The 14,139-nt window shown below is 48.8% G+C and carries 11 protein-coding genes and 1 pseudogene; 5 read left to right on the plus strand and 7 right to left on the minus strand.

All coding sequences use genetic code 11. The features are described from left to right. Positions 1–226: 226 nt before the first annotated feature. Positions 227–1,945 carry a GH35 family beta-galactosidase gene (locus HNV11_RS18655; protein ID WP_171741099.1) on the minus strand — a complete coding sequence of 573 codons (1,719 nt, stop codon included), beginning with the start codon at positions 1,943–1,945 and terminating at the stop codon, positions 227–229. A gap of 147 nt (positions 1,946–2,092) precedes the next feature. Further along, positions 2,093–3,277: a quercetin 2,3-dioxygenase gene (locus tag HNV11_RS18660; protein ID WP_171741100.1), complete on the minus strand. Its 1,185-nt coding sequence runs from the start codon at positions 3,275–3,277 to the stop codon at positions 2,093–2,095. Positions 3,278–3,488: 211 nt separating this feature from the next. Between HNV11_RS18660 and HNV11_RS18665 the strand changes: the two genes are divergently transcribed. Continuing rightward, positions 3,489–4,394, plus strand: coding sequence for an AraC family transcriptional regulator (locus tag HNV11_RS18665; protein ID WP_171741101.1), 906 nt, complete (start codon positions 3,489–3,491; stop codon positions 4,392–4,394). 134 nt (positions 4,395–4,528) lie between these two features. Here HNV11_RS18665 and HNV11_RS18670 read toward each other — a convergent pair whose 3' ends face one another. From HNV11_RS18670 to HNV11_RS18680, 3 genes are all read right to left on the minus strand, one after another. Then, positions 4,529–5,935 (minus strand): Gfo/Idh/MocA family protein, encoded by a 1,407-nt coding sequence (locus HNV11_RS18670; RefSeq protein ID WP_171741102.1) that lies wholly within the window; start codon positions 5,933–5,935, stop codon positions 4,529–4,531. 25 nt (positions 5,936–5,960) lie between these two features. After that, positions 5,961–6,089 (minus strand): TolB-like translocation protein, encoded by a 129-nt coding sequence (locus tag HNV11_RS23855; protein ID WP_205402738.1) that lies wholly within the window; start codon positions 6,087–6,089, stop codon positions 5,961–5,963. A 448-nt stretch (positions 6,090–6,537) separates the two neighbouring features. Continuing rightward, the gene (locus HNV11_RS18680; RefSeq protein WP_171741103.1) at positions 6,538–7,194 is read right to left on the minus strand and encodes a hypothetical protein; all 657 of its coding nucleotides are present in this window, start codon (positions 7,192–7,194) and stop codon (positions 6,538–6,540) included. 178 nt (positions 7,195–7,372) lie between these two features. Here HNV11_RS18680 and HNV11_RS18685 point away from each other — a divergent pair, with 178 nt between their 5' ends. Next, positions 7,373–8,029: a DNA-binding response regulator gene (locus HNV11_RS18685; RefSeq protein ID WP_171741104.1), complete on the plus strand. Its 657-nt coding sequence runs from the start codon at positions 7,373–7,375 to the stop codon at positions 8,027–8,029. On the opposite strand, the gene HNV11_RS18690 is transcribed toward HNV11_RS18685, so the two are convergent. Continuing rightward, positions 8,000–9,352: a sensor histidine kinase gene (locus HNV11_RS18690; protein ID WP_240163563.1), complete on the minus strand. Its 1,353-nt coding sequence runs from the start codon at positions 9,350–9,352 to the stop codon at positions 8,000–8,002. The genes HNV11_RS18685 and HNV11_RS18690 overlap by 30 nt on opposite strands. Positions 9,353–9,400: 48 nt before the next feature. Beyond that, a pseudogene (locus tag HNV11_RS24245) lies at positions 9,401–9,850 on the minus strand (7TMR-DISMED2 domain-containing protein); the annotation flags it as partial. Positions 9,851–10,277: 427 nt separating this feature from the next. Here HNV11_RS24245 and HNV11_RS18695 point away from each other — a divergent pair. From HNV11_RS18695 to HNV11_RS18705, 3 genes are all read left to right on the plus strand, one after another. After that, complete coding sequence (locus HNV11_RS18695; RefSeq protein WP_171741106.1) at positions 10,278–10,967, plus strand: hypothetical protein; 690 nt, start codon at positions 10,278–10,280, stop codon at positions 10,965–10,967. Between the two features lie 81 nt (positions 10,968–11,048). Next, on the plus strand, positions 11,049–12,737 hold the full coding sequence (locus HNV11_RS18700; RefSeq protein WP_171741107.1) for a PKD domain-containing protein: 1,689 nt from the start codon (positions 11,049–11,051) through the stop codon (positions 12,735–12,737). A 98-nt stretch (positions 12,738–12,835) separates the two neighbouring features. Continuing rightward, on the plus strand, positions 12,836–14,122 hold the full coding sequence (locus HNV11_RS18705; protein ID WP_171741108.1) for an OmpA family protein: 1,287 nt from the start codon (positions 12,836–12,838) through the stop codon (positions 14,120–14,122). The last annotated feature ends 17 nt before the right edge of the window (positions 14,123–14,139 follow it).

Here is a 14,139-nt window from a genome sequence, read left to right on the forward strand (position 1 = left end):
CAGCGGATGCTGGCACATTCTCCGCGTTCCTTCCTGAAACAGGGGCTATTGGCTATAGAGGTAGAGTTTAATTTAATAGCCAAATATTGCTAGTTGACCAGACTAAACTCTCCTGCACGTACCTGCTCTCCGTACATTTTACGTAAAGAGTTTGATCCGACTCATTAGCAATTCCGCTCTGGGCGACGTATTAGAAAACCGGTGTTACGTGTCAGGTTATACGCCCTTAGTACCGGTAAAACTTAATGCGGACAACGCTGTAATCGCCATTCGGATTCTTTTGAAAGCGTAGCATGCCAACTCGCGTATTTTTTATCGCAAAGCTGCCAATGCTACCGCCACCGGTGCCTTCATCGCCGTTCAGTCGACGGGTGGTTACCCATTTGTCGTTTACGAACGAGCCTTCATCCATGAAGTCCACGTCCACCTGAGGCTTCTGGGCGTTTGCGGTTAAGGGCGTAAACGTAAGCTCGTAATCCCTCCCCACGGCAATGAATTCATCCGGACCAACGGCAAAAACCAGCCCGCCCGCCAGCGTAGCGCTTTTGACGGCGGGTGGCGCACCAGGAAATACCCTGGGTACCACCAGGTCGGCCTTCACCGAATAGCCCGGCAACGTAAACGTTTGTGACTTAGCCGTTGTATCGACAAATACGCCAGCCATCGTTCCTTTCCCCTGGTGTTGCAGAATCAGTTCCTGCACCTGCTCCAGAACGGCAAAGGTTTTGGTGAACGGGTCCTCTTCGGCCGGCGTAGCGTCTATCCCGAAGGGAGCCACACCCATAGCGTCGTGCTGACCGTATATCCACAAAGCCAGATTGGCGGGTTCCAGTCCCTGTCTGATCTCCGGAATAAACACCGGATTACCGGGGCGATGGTATTGCTCCACCAGGTTATAAATTCCCTGTTTCGATGCGTAGACGTTCGGCGTAATGAAATCAATTGCGGGCGCATTGGCCCGCCAGATATCCAGGGTGTGCGGAACGGGACCACCACTGGGGTATTTGCCCGGCACACCCGTAAACCCGGCTGCTTTCGGCCAGGCGTTTACGAACATCGGTATCGGATACGCTTCTTTGCCCGCACCCGCTAATTGGCCGACGAACCTGGTGTACTGATGAACCGAGAACAGTTCTTCGGGGAAATATGAAAAGACTTTAGGGTTCTTCTCATCCAGTTGGCTTTTACCAAACACCTCTTCCCAGCTTCCTGATGTTTTGTAGCCACTGGCCCGCCATACACTGTCAATCTCCGGTTGCAGCTTTCCTTTGTTGGCCGCCAGATAGCGCATCAGGTCGGCCGGAACGCCCTGATCATACGCCTTGTTGGCAGCATCACTGTAGTCACGCGGATTGTTGAAGATTCCGACTTCATTTTCCACCTGCGCCATAATCACGGTCTGATCTTTTTCGTCTACCTGCCGGATGTGCTGCATCAGGGTTTTAAACGCCTTGGCATCGGCTTTCAGATTAGCCTCGGAAAATACAGATAGCATAGGCAGCAGTTCGCCCTTGCTGTTTCTGGCCCTTGGATACTTCTCAACGTTGGTCTTGATCCAGGACGGTACGTAGGTGGAGTAGGTAGTTTTGAAAGCGCCAAACCAGAGAATACCCAGATGCAGATTTTGTTTTCTGGCCCCGTAGATCAGACTGTCCACCAGAGCAAAATCAAATTTTCCCTCCTGTGGCTCAATCAGTTCCCAGTACACCGGTGCCAGAACCGTGTTGACATGTTTCTTCTTCATCTGAGCCCATACCGGCCGCATGTAAGCCGCCCCCGAAACGGTTGAATTGTGCAGCTCACCGCCCCGAACTAAAAAAGGCTTATCGTTTACAACCAACTGCACCGTATTTCCTTTTTTCTCCAGATGCGGAGGTTTATGACTTTGGGCAAAAAGAGAAAAACCGGCTAACTGTAAAAAGAGCAAAACAGTAGAGAACCGCATAGTTTTCAGTGGATTAAGGGCTAGTGACTTTTGGGGTTTGGGATGAATGCTTTCGAAAGCAAACGAATCAACTACTGATTCTTACCTCTGTTTAAACGCGTTACGTATTGATCGAGAAGTTGCAATCAATACGTAACGCGTAGTATGCTAGTCCTTTTTGACCTGGCTGGACGGAGGTGCGGGAGGCCCTTCCAGCAGCACCAGATCCAGTTCGTTGAGCTTGCTGAAGTTAGGCCCACCTAAGGGAACCTGCGGATACACGTGCTGGGAATAGGCGGATGCTGAACGGAAAAAGTTTTCGAAAATACCGGGGGTCAGAACGCCCATGAAGCGGGTATAGGGACGTTTGAGCTGATACGCGTGGATGGTTCCGGCCGGCACCGCCACGTAATCGCCGGGATTGACATCCAGCAGCAGCTGGTTAGCCCACATACTCATCTGCCCATCGATGCAGAAGAAGGTTTCCGAATGTTTGAGGTGATAGTGTTTGCCGATCATTTGTCCGGCCGGGCCTTCCGTAGTAACCACCAGCAGTTTTCCGGCCGTAGTCGCGTTATCGCTGAGGATACCAAAAAGCTGGTCGCCAATCGTGTACCGATCTCCCTCGCCAGCCGCTAACACATAAGGGGCCACGGTCTTAGGTAACGCTGCATTAGTGACCCGTTGGGGCGTTTGCCCGCTGAGCGGTTGGCCATCGAAGTGAACATCGGCGGTCTGTTCGGCTTTTTTTAACGTAGTCTCATCGAGGGCAGGCACCGCATCCGAAGGTTGCACATAACCCTTATAGGGCTTACCCATCGTTTGGTATAAGGCACTGATGCGATTGCCACTCGTAATAGAGGCTAGTTGCGTATGATGGCTCATCAGGCGAAACGCGTGGGCCGTAGCCGGGGGAACACTGGCGAAATCACCTTTAATCAACCGGTAATGGGTACCAGCCAGCCACAAATCAACTTCACCTTCCAGCACCAGAATAGCCTCGTGGGTGCTGGCATGGGTATGCGATGGCAGTTGGGCACCCTTGCCACCCGTGATTACGGCCCATTCATACAGATCGCCGGTATCGCTGCCCCGGGCAATGAGGTTAACGACCAGACCGCCCACCAGATGACGTTCCCCATCGCCCTGCCGAATGAAGTAGGGTATTTTTTCACCTGGCAGTTCTCCTTTCGGGGTTACAGCCTGAATAGCCGCCAGTCCGCCGGTGATGCTGGTGCCCCGCTGCATGGTAACGGCATCGGCCGTTTGCGCCTGTATGGGCGAACTCCAGAGACTTGCCACAGTCAGGGTAGCCAGAAGAAGTTGCCTGTTGATCCATTTCGATTGTTGCATGGAACAAAGGTAGTCCTACCCTAAGCGCAGCCCTGTCACAATCCGATTTTAGAGTAGGACAAATAAAACATAGCTAAACCCTTTAGCTGTGCGTTATTCTTCAGGTCTGATCCGCATTAGCCGACCCGTTGAGTATTTTCAAAAGCTGAATCCCTTTCAGTTTCCAGCAGCTCATTTAGGATGGGCAGCAATAAAAGACTGATAATGACCCATGAACAATACCATCACCAACTACGACGTGTATGGAGAAGCCTATACCCCTCATTTGCCGGATTACGTCTTTAGTGAACAATTCGGCGACCGTCTCCGTAAGGTAGACTGGACAATTGAACCACACGTACACACCGATTTATTCCAAATCTTCTTCGTTGAGACGGGCCAGTTGACGAGCCAGTTAGGCGCCCGGACAGTCCAGTTGCAGGCACCTTGCCTGGTTATTATCCCGATTGATACGGTGCATAGCTGCCGGTTTTCGGAAGATGTGAGCGGGTCGGCGCTGTTATTTTCGAATGCCTATCTGGAAACGTTTTTTCAGGCATCTCCCTTAGTATTAGTGGCCCTAAGCCAGCCACAGATTATCCTGGCAGAAGAGGATCCGTTCGCCTTTAGCTCGATAGTTGACTTAATCAGGCAGGTACACACTGAATTGTACGATGATTTGCCCGAGCGGGGGTTTGCCATCAGAGCCACCCTCTCGCTGCTCTTAGTGAGTATATACCGATTCGTGCAGAAACGTTCAGTGAATAACCAGGCAGCCACCAATCGCCACTTAGCGTATTTCCGCCGGTTTCAGCAATTGATCAAACTGCACTTGCCGGGCGAACGTAGCATTGGTCAGTATGCGCAGGAGATTGGCATTACGGCCGTACACTTAAACCGCGTCTGCAGAACGGTGGTTCAACAGTCGGCATTAGGGGTGATACAGGATCAGCTTCTGCTGGAAGCGCAGCGCTATTTATTACATTCCGCTTACTCGATCTCCGAGATTGCGTATCAACTGAACTTTGAGGACCCGGGTTATTTTGCCCGCCTGTTTAAGAAGCGGTTAGGCATTTCTCCGAGTGCTTTCCGGGCCAACGCACAGGAGTCCGCAAAACGAACCCTATTGTCTACTTGAAAATACGGTTTAGACGCCACTGCTAGTGAGATACCTCAAATGCACTTACGTTGTCATTTGTTCATAAAAAGAACGGTAGTTAAGCGAGATTGAGCAGCTCGCTTAACTACCGTTCTTTTTATGGCTTCCTTTCCCTATACCTTCAACTTCATGTTGACAGGGTCCCACTGCACGATTTTTTTGCTCAGGAAACTTGCGTTACAGGACAGCGCAGGTGCGGCAGCCCGAAAGCCAAACTGGGCATCCTCCACGACGGGTTTATCCATTCTGATCGCATCGAAGAAGTTGGTAAAGTGATCCAGATGATCACTATAGCCATCGGGGGCTTTAAAAACAATATCCTCCTTGACTGGTCTTTTTCGTTGCTCAGGAGTCCATTTGGCATCATACTCCTGTCGCATTTCTTCCTGCATCGCCTTGGAGAAGGTGAACACCGAATCATAACCGCCAAAGCCGGGCGCTTCGGGCATAAGACTATGCCTGACGCTGATGTTATTACCAACCACATCAATAACTCCTTCCGAACCAACCAGCCGGATCACCTCCTGCCCGCCCGTACCGCTGATAAAATTCACCTGCAGGGTCAACTGAAACGCAGCATGTTCGGGGCTGTCGGGGTATTGCATCACGCCCGACATTACGTCGGGCAGGTTACGTCCATCTTTCCAGTAACTGAACTGCCCGGTACTATAAATGCTTTGGGGCCCTTTTGAGTTGGTGATAAAGTGCGTACCACTCAGCAGGTGGATAAACAGGTCGCCCGCTACGCCCGTACCTACCTCTTTAAACGCCCGCCACCAGAAAAACTTCTTGGCATCGAACGGCATTTTAGTAGCCGTTACGCTAATAAACCGCTCCCAATCCGTTGTCTGGGCATTTGCATCCTTAGGAATCGTGTATTCCCAGGCGCCAATCGAGCTTTGCCGGTCATAGACGGCATTCACCATGTTGAGTTTACCGATTTCACCGGCCGCCAGCAGTTCTTTGGCTTTGGCATACCCGATGCTACTGACCCGTTGGCTACCCACCTGCAATACCTTACCCGCCTTTTTAGCGGCTGCTATGACCGGATACCCTTCGCTGATTTTATAGACCATCGGTTTTTCGCAATACACGTGCTTGCCTTTGGCCAGCGCTTCCAACGTAATGCGCGCGTGCCAGACATCATGGGTGGCAATAATCACCGCGTCGATATCTTTCCGGTCTAATAGTTCTTTATAGTTACGGGTCGTATATAACTCAGTACCATATTGCTCTTTGGCATTTTCAAGGCGGCCTGTATATAAATCGCAGATGCCCGCCAGTTCAACGCCCGGCACTTTGAGGGCCGTATTAAGGTCAAAATGACCCTGAACCCCATACCCAATCACCCCTAATCGGATAGTATCGTTGGGCGAGATGGGTTTTTCATAGTGTAAGATGCGCTCTTCGGCTTTGGCACGAGCGGCCAGCGACGATAAGGGCGAGGACGCGGCCACTAAACTGGTTGCCCCAATTTGTTGTAGAAAACGTCTTCTTGAAGCTTGGTTATGGTTTTTCACGCGAAAAAAAGTTTGAGATAATTTCTTAGTTGACCCGGTAACTAACAAAGGCAATCGTTCGGCTATCGGAGCTCCACGACGGTACGCTGATCGTACCCTGACTACCGTAAAACACCAGAGGAATGTCTTTAATGGCTTTGGTTTTAAGGTCCATCAGGCGCAGCTTAACGTTTTACCGAACAGATGACTTTGCTTTTCATCGGACGTGTAGGCAATGTACACAATCCAGTTGTTATCGGGTGCGGGATGGGCAAACCAATTCGAATTTTCGTCAAACGTCAACTGTTCGGGCTTTGACCCACCGGCCAGATTTGCATATGCCCGGATGTATTCAGGTATTTTTCAGCCAATGATTCAAAATTTGCAACTCGGTTTGAACAGGAACGTCGCAGGCTAGCTTTCTTATTCTATCACCCCTTTAAAATCTAAATCCCTGCCCGTCAATCAGCGCTGATTGACGGGCAGGGTTTGGCTCTAATTCACCGACTATTACTTATCCCACCAGACGGCCTGGTAGATGTCGCTGATTTGGTGGGCTTCAGTACTCAATATGGATAAGTGTGGTATATAGCATGATCTTCTATCATTACACTTGAGCGGATCTAGCTATTTTTCGGAGTGACCTTCCTGCTTTTAGTCAGGAAGTTAAAAATGAGTTGCCGCCACTGCTTCTGTAGCTGTTGTATTCGTGTACTTAGACTTTTCTTAATTTCCTCGATCAACATACGGGAAATGGCAATGGGAAACCGGAAGACAACTAGTTGGGCATGAGCGTAATAAAGCTGAGCGTTTTTCAACTGTCCATTCACCTCAATAGTTTCCTGAAACAACAGATGGCAAAGGAGCGTTCGCTGCCGCCGGGCTACTTTCGCTTCAAAACTACCCCCGAGAATTGTCGTGTTAGCTAGCCAGGACTGCCAGGTAACTGCTTTTAGAACACTCTGTAGATACAATTCTGCCTTTGCAAAAACTGGGAAAGGCCGATCGCGCGCGTGCCAGATGCAGGTAACCTCGGTTACATTGTTTAGCTGGTGCGACCGCAGTAACTCCTGTCCGAAAGCTTCGGAAAAATGTTCCAGATAACGAAGCGGCAGTGTACGGTTAATAATAAATCCAGCTACTAAATGGTCATTCAGATAACAGCCCCATACTTCGCTATTCTGAAGATAATCCGTTTTGATAGACGTGCCATTGTTTTTCAGGAATGCGTTCCGGAAGATTATCCGGTCAGTGTTGGTCAATAAGCGTTTTGTTTTCATTAGATTCGGAGGTTTACCCCCGAATCCGGCACTTTAAAAAGTACCCCCCTTTAATATATTTTACCTCGTTACTGCTATACCTAACCGTAATTCCTGATTACTTTGGAACCATGGAAAATGAGGCCAATATCACTTTGCTTCATTGATAAACAATGGTTTACGAAGTTGTTACCAATTTATGGATAAGGTGAAATCAGTGCTGATAGCAGAGGATTTTCCACTAATGACAGCGAGTATTAAACGAATTCTGTATGATATTAATCCAGAGTATGATGTGCAATGCGTTAGCCGATTAGCAGAGGCAGAAAAAATGTTGCTCAGGCAATCATTTGATCTATTAATCGCCGATGTTCAGTTATTTGACGAAAAACAAGCGGGTCTTCGACTAGTAACTCTTGCCCGCCAACAACACCCAGCTATTCGATCGGTGATCTATACACAGTTTGATGATGCCGAGGTAGTACAGGCAGGTGTTCTGGCAGGGGCAAATGGCTACGTGGTCAAATACGAAACTGAGGCCCAACTTCGCCTGGTATTGCAGGCCGTAGTAGATGGAGAGGAATACTTATCCCCGGCTGTTGCCCGAACGCTGATCCAGTTGCAACAAAGACGAGTAGACGCTGATGGGCAGTCTAATGAATTGAAAGCGCTTACCCTCGATGAGTTGGCTATTATTAAATTAGTGGCGGAGGATATGCCCAAGAAAGAGATAGCAGCTCAGATGAACCTCTCACCGTCAGCTATTTATGCTCAGGTCAAGCGAATTGCCGAAAAAATTGGTGTTGTCGGCGATGTAGGCATTGCCTTATTTGCCCGTAAGAATGGGCTGATCTGACAGCGGAATCTGAACAACTACTTTCATTCCACGATCACGGAGCCGATGCGTTTCATAGGTGCCACCAATGCGAGTCAGTCGCTTCCTAATTGTATCTAATCCCATGCCTCCTGCAGACGAACCCACCGGCTGAATGAAGCCAATGCCGTCGTCGCGGCATTCGGTTATAACAAGGTTCTGTTGGATACAAACGTATAGACTCGCTTCTGTTGCCTGCGCGTGTTTTATTATGTTATTGACCAATTCAACGCAGACATAGTATAATTCAAACTGAACCTTCAAAGGCAGTTTATCTTCATCACCTGTTATTAACAACAAAAACGAGACAGTTTCCGTCTGATTAGCCCGGTCTATCAATTTTTGCAGAGCAATAGCCAATCCCTGATTCAGGAGTGTTTCGGGCGTTGCGGAATATGCCCAGTTACGTACCATCGAGTAGCTGTCAAAAGCCTGGCTGTAGAGCATCTTGATGGTTTGCCCCGAAATAGGCTGATCAGGCGAAAGCCGCTCAATGGTTTTCAAGAGCAGAAGCAGGTTATTCCCCGCTTCGTGGTGTAGCCGCAGGGCTACCAAGTTGAGTTCCTCGGCACGCCCTTCGGTAAATGCAGTCCTGGCCTTTTCGGAAAAGTATATAGTATTTCTCTGCTCCTGTCGCAAGGCAAAAGCAACACCAAACGACATTAGAATGATTTCCAGAATGGAACCGAGGTTACCCGTATAATGTACAGCGAAGTCGTCACCGGGTAAGATACCTGCCCGATTGATTGAAAACAGGACTCCTCCACCAATGAAGCATATAAGTGAATACAAATAAAAATGAGTATAGATATGGCCCGCCCGCAATTTTCGGAAACCAACAACAACCAGAAAACCAGCCGTAGGTAGAAATTGGCAAATAGCGATGAAGTTACGAGACAGTCCAGGAACAAAGAACAGAAGCAACCATAAACAAATGATGTACCCAGCTATTAAAGCTGTACTAATCTTCGCTCGTTTGGATTCTAACCTAAAACCGAATACGTAACTATAGAAGTTAACAAATGCGAGCAGGGTAACGGTAAAAAATAGGTTCAGGCCATTTTGGATCAGCCATCTCAAACCGGGCCATAAATATTGCTGAGCTGGACTCAGCCCCCGGTTAATCTCGAATAAAAAATACGTAGCTAGATACAGGCTCAGATAAGCATAAGCGGTTTGCCTGGTAAACATCCATAGTAACAGGTGGTACAAAAAGCCAGTTAACAACAACCCGTAATAAATACCCCATAGCAGGACGGCAAGCTGGTCATGTTGTTTGTAAACGAATAGGGTTGACAGATACATCGGAAAAAACGCCTGGCCTCCGTAGGGTACCATTCGTACGTACACCGTTGCTACTTTACCCTGACCGACGCGTAACAGAAATGCGTAGCCAGCACTGGCCAGCTGTTGCTTACGTGAATAGATAAAATCCCCGCCCCACTGCGGTAGGACCCGACCTCCGGGATCGATCACATATACCTCAATCTGACCCATGCCTCGCAGAGCTTGCTCAAACACCCACAGGCTGTCGCGTGAGAGATTGCGCACGCTGAAGCGAAACCAGAATGCAGCATTTCGAAAGCCGAAGTTGGGAGCCTTTTGGTGAGTTGAGATAAACCGGTTGCGGTACAGTCTTGAACGAACATCGCTTAACGAGAGCTGGTACGTCGAATCCTCCACATACTCAACCCACTGGCCTATGGACAGTCGACCCGTTGAATCGGTTAGTGGCACAGAAGCCGCGACCGACTTAATTGATACCAACAGGAGCAGCCAGCAGGCCAATTTGATAAAGGCCATTCGAGTGAATCATAAATACATAGCAAAGTACGGCATCCAGCTCCACAGGCTCGAAGAAAATTTCCAGAAGTAAGATCAAAAGACAGGAAATTTTCCAATTGGCTACTCCACAAACTGCTGTTTTTCAGCAGCGTAAATTATTGCCCCTTCCCATTTTTGTCAGGTCAAACAGCCGCTTTCCATTTGTATCCACACCAGCTTCTCAACCTATTCTCTTTTAGTATTAGTAGCCTTAGCCTATGTACATATTGTAATTAATAGTAAGCTAAACCCACTTGTAATTTCAAAAAACGGCTTACTAGATAAAAGAAAACCAATCTATGTACCCTACTGACCAAAGCGTCTCCTGGCAGAGGATATACTAGTCACTCATGAGTCACCAATTTCACCCATACCTCGTAAACGATCACTTTATAGCTACTACGCAATGAAACTATTATTTGTAAGTCTGCTGGTCACCAGCTTAGTAATTACTGCCGTTCATGCACAACAGTTTTTGCCCGAAATGGAATTTTTGTCCATGCAGAAGCCAGGGTATTTAATTACCAAAGATGGACAGCGTTTAACGGTCATACTTGAGAAAATTCGTCGTAAGAAAGGCGCTATCGAAGGGCTTACTGTCAAAACAGCCGATGGAAAGTCAGTCGAATATAACGCTGCCGACCTACAGGAAATGGGCTTTCCACCCGCCGATGCCGCTAAGGGCATTGCCGCACTAGAATCGGTAGGATCAGTCTACCGAGCCAAGAATTCGAACATGAATGAAATCAAGCGGGATATGGTCAATTTCTATCATGAATATCTGAGTGATCAGCAGCGCGATGTATTACTTCAACTGTTGAATCCCGGCTTTGACAATAAGATCCGGGTTTATCATGATCCGGCAGCAGGCCAAACGTCTGGAGTTGGTTTCGGACCTGTGATGATTACCGGTGGCCTTGACAAGTCCTATTACATACGAAAAAACAACGTAGCATACCGGTTGCGGAAAGGGGAATACGAATCCAAATTCAAGGAGTTGTACGCTGATTGTCCAGCGTTAGCTACCAAGTATCCTGCTTCCGCCTGGCGGGATTTTGTCCGGCATGTCTACGACTACGACCAGGCCTGCCATTGATAAAGCTCCCGTACTGTATAGTACGACTAAATCCATTTCCCCGCAAAATTTATCAACCACTTTTATAAACCTTCATCCTTTATGCAACCACGATTACTTCTTCAGTTGGGATCAATCCGATTAAGTGTATGGATGCAATCTCATCCGGCTGCATTATTGCTAAAGGTGGCATTCCTGTGCCTGATCTTCTCTAGCTGTAACAAAGAAAATAAGCCCCCAAGGCAACCTCCCGTCGCTAAAGTCACTAGTGTAACTCAGACGGCCGTACTAAATAAAGCGGTTGTTCTCGACGCATCAACGTCAAGCGATCCTCAGCAGAAAAGCCTGACTTACACCTGGACAATCAAAACCAAGCCCGCCGACAGTAAAGCGGTAATTACCAACCCGAACAACATGGTGGCGGAGTTTACGCCCGATAAGCCCGGCATCTATGTGCTGGTATTGACGGTGACTAACAGCGATGGACAAACTTCTTCAATGGAAGTGACAATTACAGTGGCGTTGCCAGGTAGCCCGCCAAATGTCAACGCGGGAGTATCAACCACCGTTTCGACCGGCCGTAAGGTGACGCTAGATGGATCAAAATCAAGCGATCCAGATGGCGACCGACTAACTTACAACTGGACTATCAAAGCCAAACCAACGGGCAGTAATCCTACTTTGGCCAATGCCGATAAAGCAGTAGCCGAGTTAACTCCCGATGGTTTAGGCACCTACGTCATGACCTTAACCGTATCGGATGGTGTCTGGCCAGCGGTCACGGCCGACGTTACTGTAACAGTAACGGTGCCTGTAGTTCGCGTAACTACGGGAAGCTGGACAGTTGCCGATGGAACTGGCGGGGGCAACGACTACACGCCCCGTAATCACTTCTACACGTTCGAGGTAGTTACCAACAATCAGCCCGTTTCTCTGACGCTGACCTCACCAGATATCAACGTGGGACTTTACGTCTATAATCCGAACGGAGAGGAAATTGGCCGGTCAGGATTCGGACGTAATCAGACGGAAGATGTGATTGTAAATTCCGGAAAATACAAGATTATGGTTTGTTCAGGCCGACGATACGACATTGGTGCATATACCTTAAAAGGACGCGGTTTAAGCGCAGACTTCGTCCGTGTAGCGGCCTTACGCGCCAAAGCAACTGAAGTAACGTTTGGGCCGGAAGGCGGGGGCGGGAATGAGTATACACCTCGTAATCACTACTATACGTTCGACGTAGTAGCCGATAATTCGTATACCGATCTTGATATACAGTCGGGGGAGACGACCCTCTGGATGACATTGTTTGGACCTTCGGGCGCCGAGGTCCGCTACTCTGGTGTGGGGACACCCAATCATTTAAATGAGAAGCTCAACAAAGGCACCTATGGTTTCTGGCTTGGTTCAGGCAGACGGGATGCGATCAGTAAGTATACCCTAGATATATTCGGCCAGGTACAAAATCTGAAACAATATGTGTTCGAGTCATCGATTCTGAAAGATGAGTACAGAGGCAAAAACGCTGCGACAACGTATACACTAAACGTAACGGATAATAACACCCTTATTGATGTTTCGCTTCGTTCGCCAGATATCAGGGGCTATTTCAACGTGTATAACCCTAACGGAGAAGAGATCGGTTACTCTGGCAGTGGAAATTACGTGGCTCTGATCCGGGCTACCACTAAAGGGCAATATAAGATTGTAGTGACGCCCCTTGACAGTGGTATCGGCAAATACACCCTTTCTGTTTACGGCAGATTTTCTGACCTGAAAAAGCAGTAATAAACAAACTGTTCGGGTGGGTTGAGCTAGCTCGCCCGCCCGAGCACTGCTTTTGATCTTCGCGTCGTTTTTCTTAATCCTTTACCCTTCTTCTGCTTATGACTAAGCTTTACTGGCTTCTACTAGGTATAGCCCTGCTAGTTAATCCGGCCCGTTCACAGCAACCGCAGTCAACACCCCGCGATTCGGTCGCGCGGATTAACAGCCCGCTTCAACAAATTCTCGACTCGTTGCGACAGCGGCCTAATCTGAAAGGGCTGAAAATTAAACTTCAGGACATTAATTTTGAGACAAACTCTTTCCGGCTTACGGCTAGCAGCGCGGTTTATCTCGATACAATAGCGGCCGTACTCAACAAAATTCCAGCGGTTATCCTCGAAATTGGTGGGCATACCGATAACATCGGGCTACCCCGCAATAATCAGGTATTGTCGGAAAATCGCGCCCGGGCCGTGCGTGACCGCCTGATTGGGCCAGGACAGGTAGTGGCCAAACGGATTACGTTTCGGGGCTATGGAGAAGAGCGGCCCGTTGCGCCCAATACAACGGAGAGCGGCCGGTTGCTGAATCGGCGGGTTGAGATGCAGTTTATTGGTCTCAATACTGAGGTAGTGAACAAAATCTACCTGCGCAGCGGACAGACCATTTTAGTGCCGCTAGTGTATTTGTCGGATCGGACCATACTCTACAAAACTGGAGAAAATGACCCTCTGCAAGAAATTCCCTGTGGTAGTGTGCTACGGGTAGAGTTTGCCGACGGCCGGGTGCAACTTATTGACTGCCCGCCTGAACAAACCCCAACGACCATTATCCAACAGCCGCCTACTGTGCGCAAAGCGTCGCAACTGTACACACAACTACGGGGAGCGGCTGGGTATATGGTTGGAGACCGGCCCAACTGGACCAGTAAAACCGATGGCTATGCGCACGTCGTTGGTTTCGGTGGGGAGGGCTTAGTAGGATACCGGCTCTCGAACTGGTTTACCGTAGCGCTGCAAACGGGTTACTGGCGTTGGTCAACTCAGGTTGATTACAAAGAAAGCGCCGAAGGCCCTGTACAGAGTCAGTACTTCAGCGAAGCTACCCAGATTCCATTATTTCTATCCATACCTGTTTACTTGACACATTCCGTCCATTTGACTCCCGAAGCAGGCATCAATCTATTGATGATCAAGGCGGGATTTGATTCCAGCCGTGAGAGTTTTTCGGGCCTGCAAATCGGCTATGGCGGAGCGATAGGTTACACCACTAACCGTAGTAAACGCGTGTGGACTGACTTAAGCTTGTTTTACCGAGCCCACCAAAAAGCTACCTGGACCGGCCAGTATGGCGTTCCACCAATGAATTATGCAGGATTGCGCATTGGCGTCGGCTTCTTATTCTAACTTAATCTTCACACCAG

It is taken from the genome of Spirosoma taeanense (assembly GCF_013127955.1).
Classification (GTDB): domain Bacteria; phylum Bacteroidota; class Bacteroidia; order Cytophagales; family Spirosomataceae; genus Spirosoma; species Spirosoma taeanense.

Excerpts from the sequence above, each read along its gene's own strand:
- HNV11_RS18695 (WP_171741106.1), top strand. The coding sequence starts at position 10,278 with ATGAAACTATTATTTGTAAGTCTGCTGGTCACCAGCTTAGTAATTACT.
- HNV11_RS18680 (WP_171741103.1), bottom strand. The coding sequence starts at position 7,194 with ATGAAAACAAAACGCTTATTGACCAACACTGACCGGATAATCTTCCGG.
- HNV11_RS18655 (WP_171741099.1), bottom strand. The coding sequence starts at position 1,945 with ATGCGGTTCTCTACTGTTTTGCTCTTTTTACAGTTAGCCGGTTTTTCT.
- HNV11_RS18665 (WP_171741101.1), top strand. The coding sequence starts at position 3,489 with ATGAACAATACCATCACCAACTACGACGTGTATGGAGAAGCCTATACC.
- HNV11_RS18700 (WP_171741107.1), top strand. The coding sequence starts at position 11,049 with ATGCAACCACGATTACTTCTTCAGTTGGGATCAATCCGATTAAGTGTA.
- HNV11_RS18685 (WP_171741104.1), top strand. The coding sequence starts at position 7,373 with ATGGATAAGGTGAAATCAGTGCTGATAGCAGAGGATTTTCCACTAATG.
- HNV11_RS18705 (WP_171741108.1), top strand. The coding sequence starts at position 12,836 with ATGACTAAGCTTTACTGGCTTCTACTAGGTATAGCCCTGCTAGTTAAT.
- HNV11_RS23855 (WP_205402738.1), bottom strand. The coding sequence starts at position 6,089 with ATGGACCTTAAAACCAAAGCCATTAAAGACATTCCTCTGGTGTTTTAC.
- HNV11_RS18690 (WP_240163563.1), bottom strand. The coding sequence starts at position 9,352 with ATGTATCTGTCAACCCTATTCGTTTACAAACAACATGACCAGCTTGCC.
- HNV11_RS18660 (WP_171741100.1), bottom strand. The coding sequence starts at position 3,277 with ATGCAACAATCGAAATGGATCAACAGGCAACTTCTTCTGGCTACCCTG.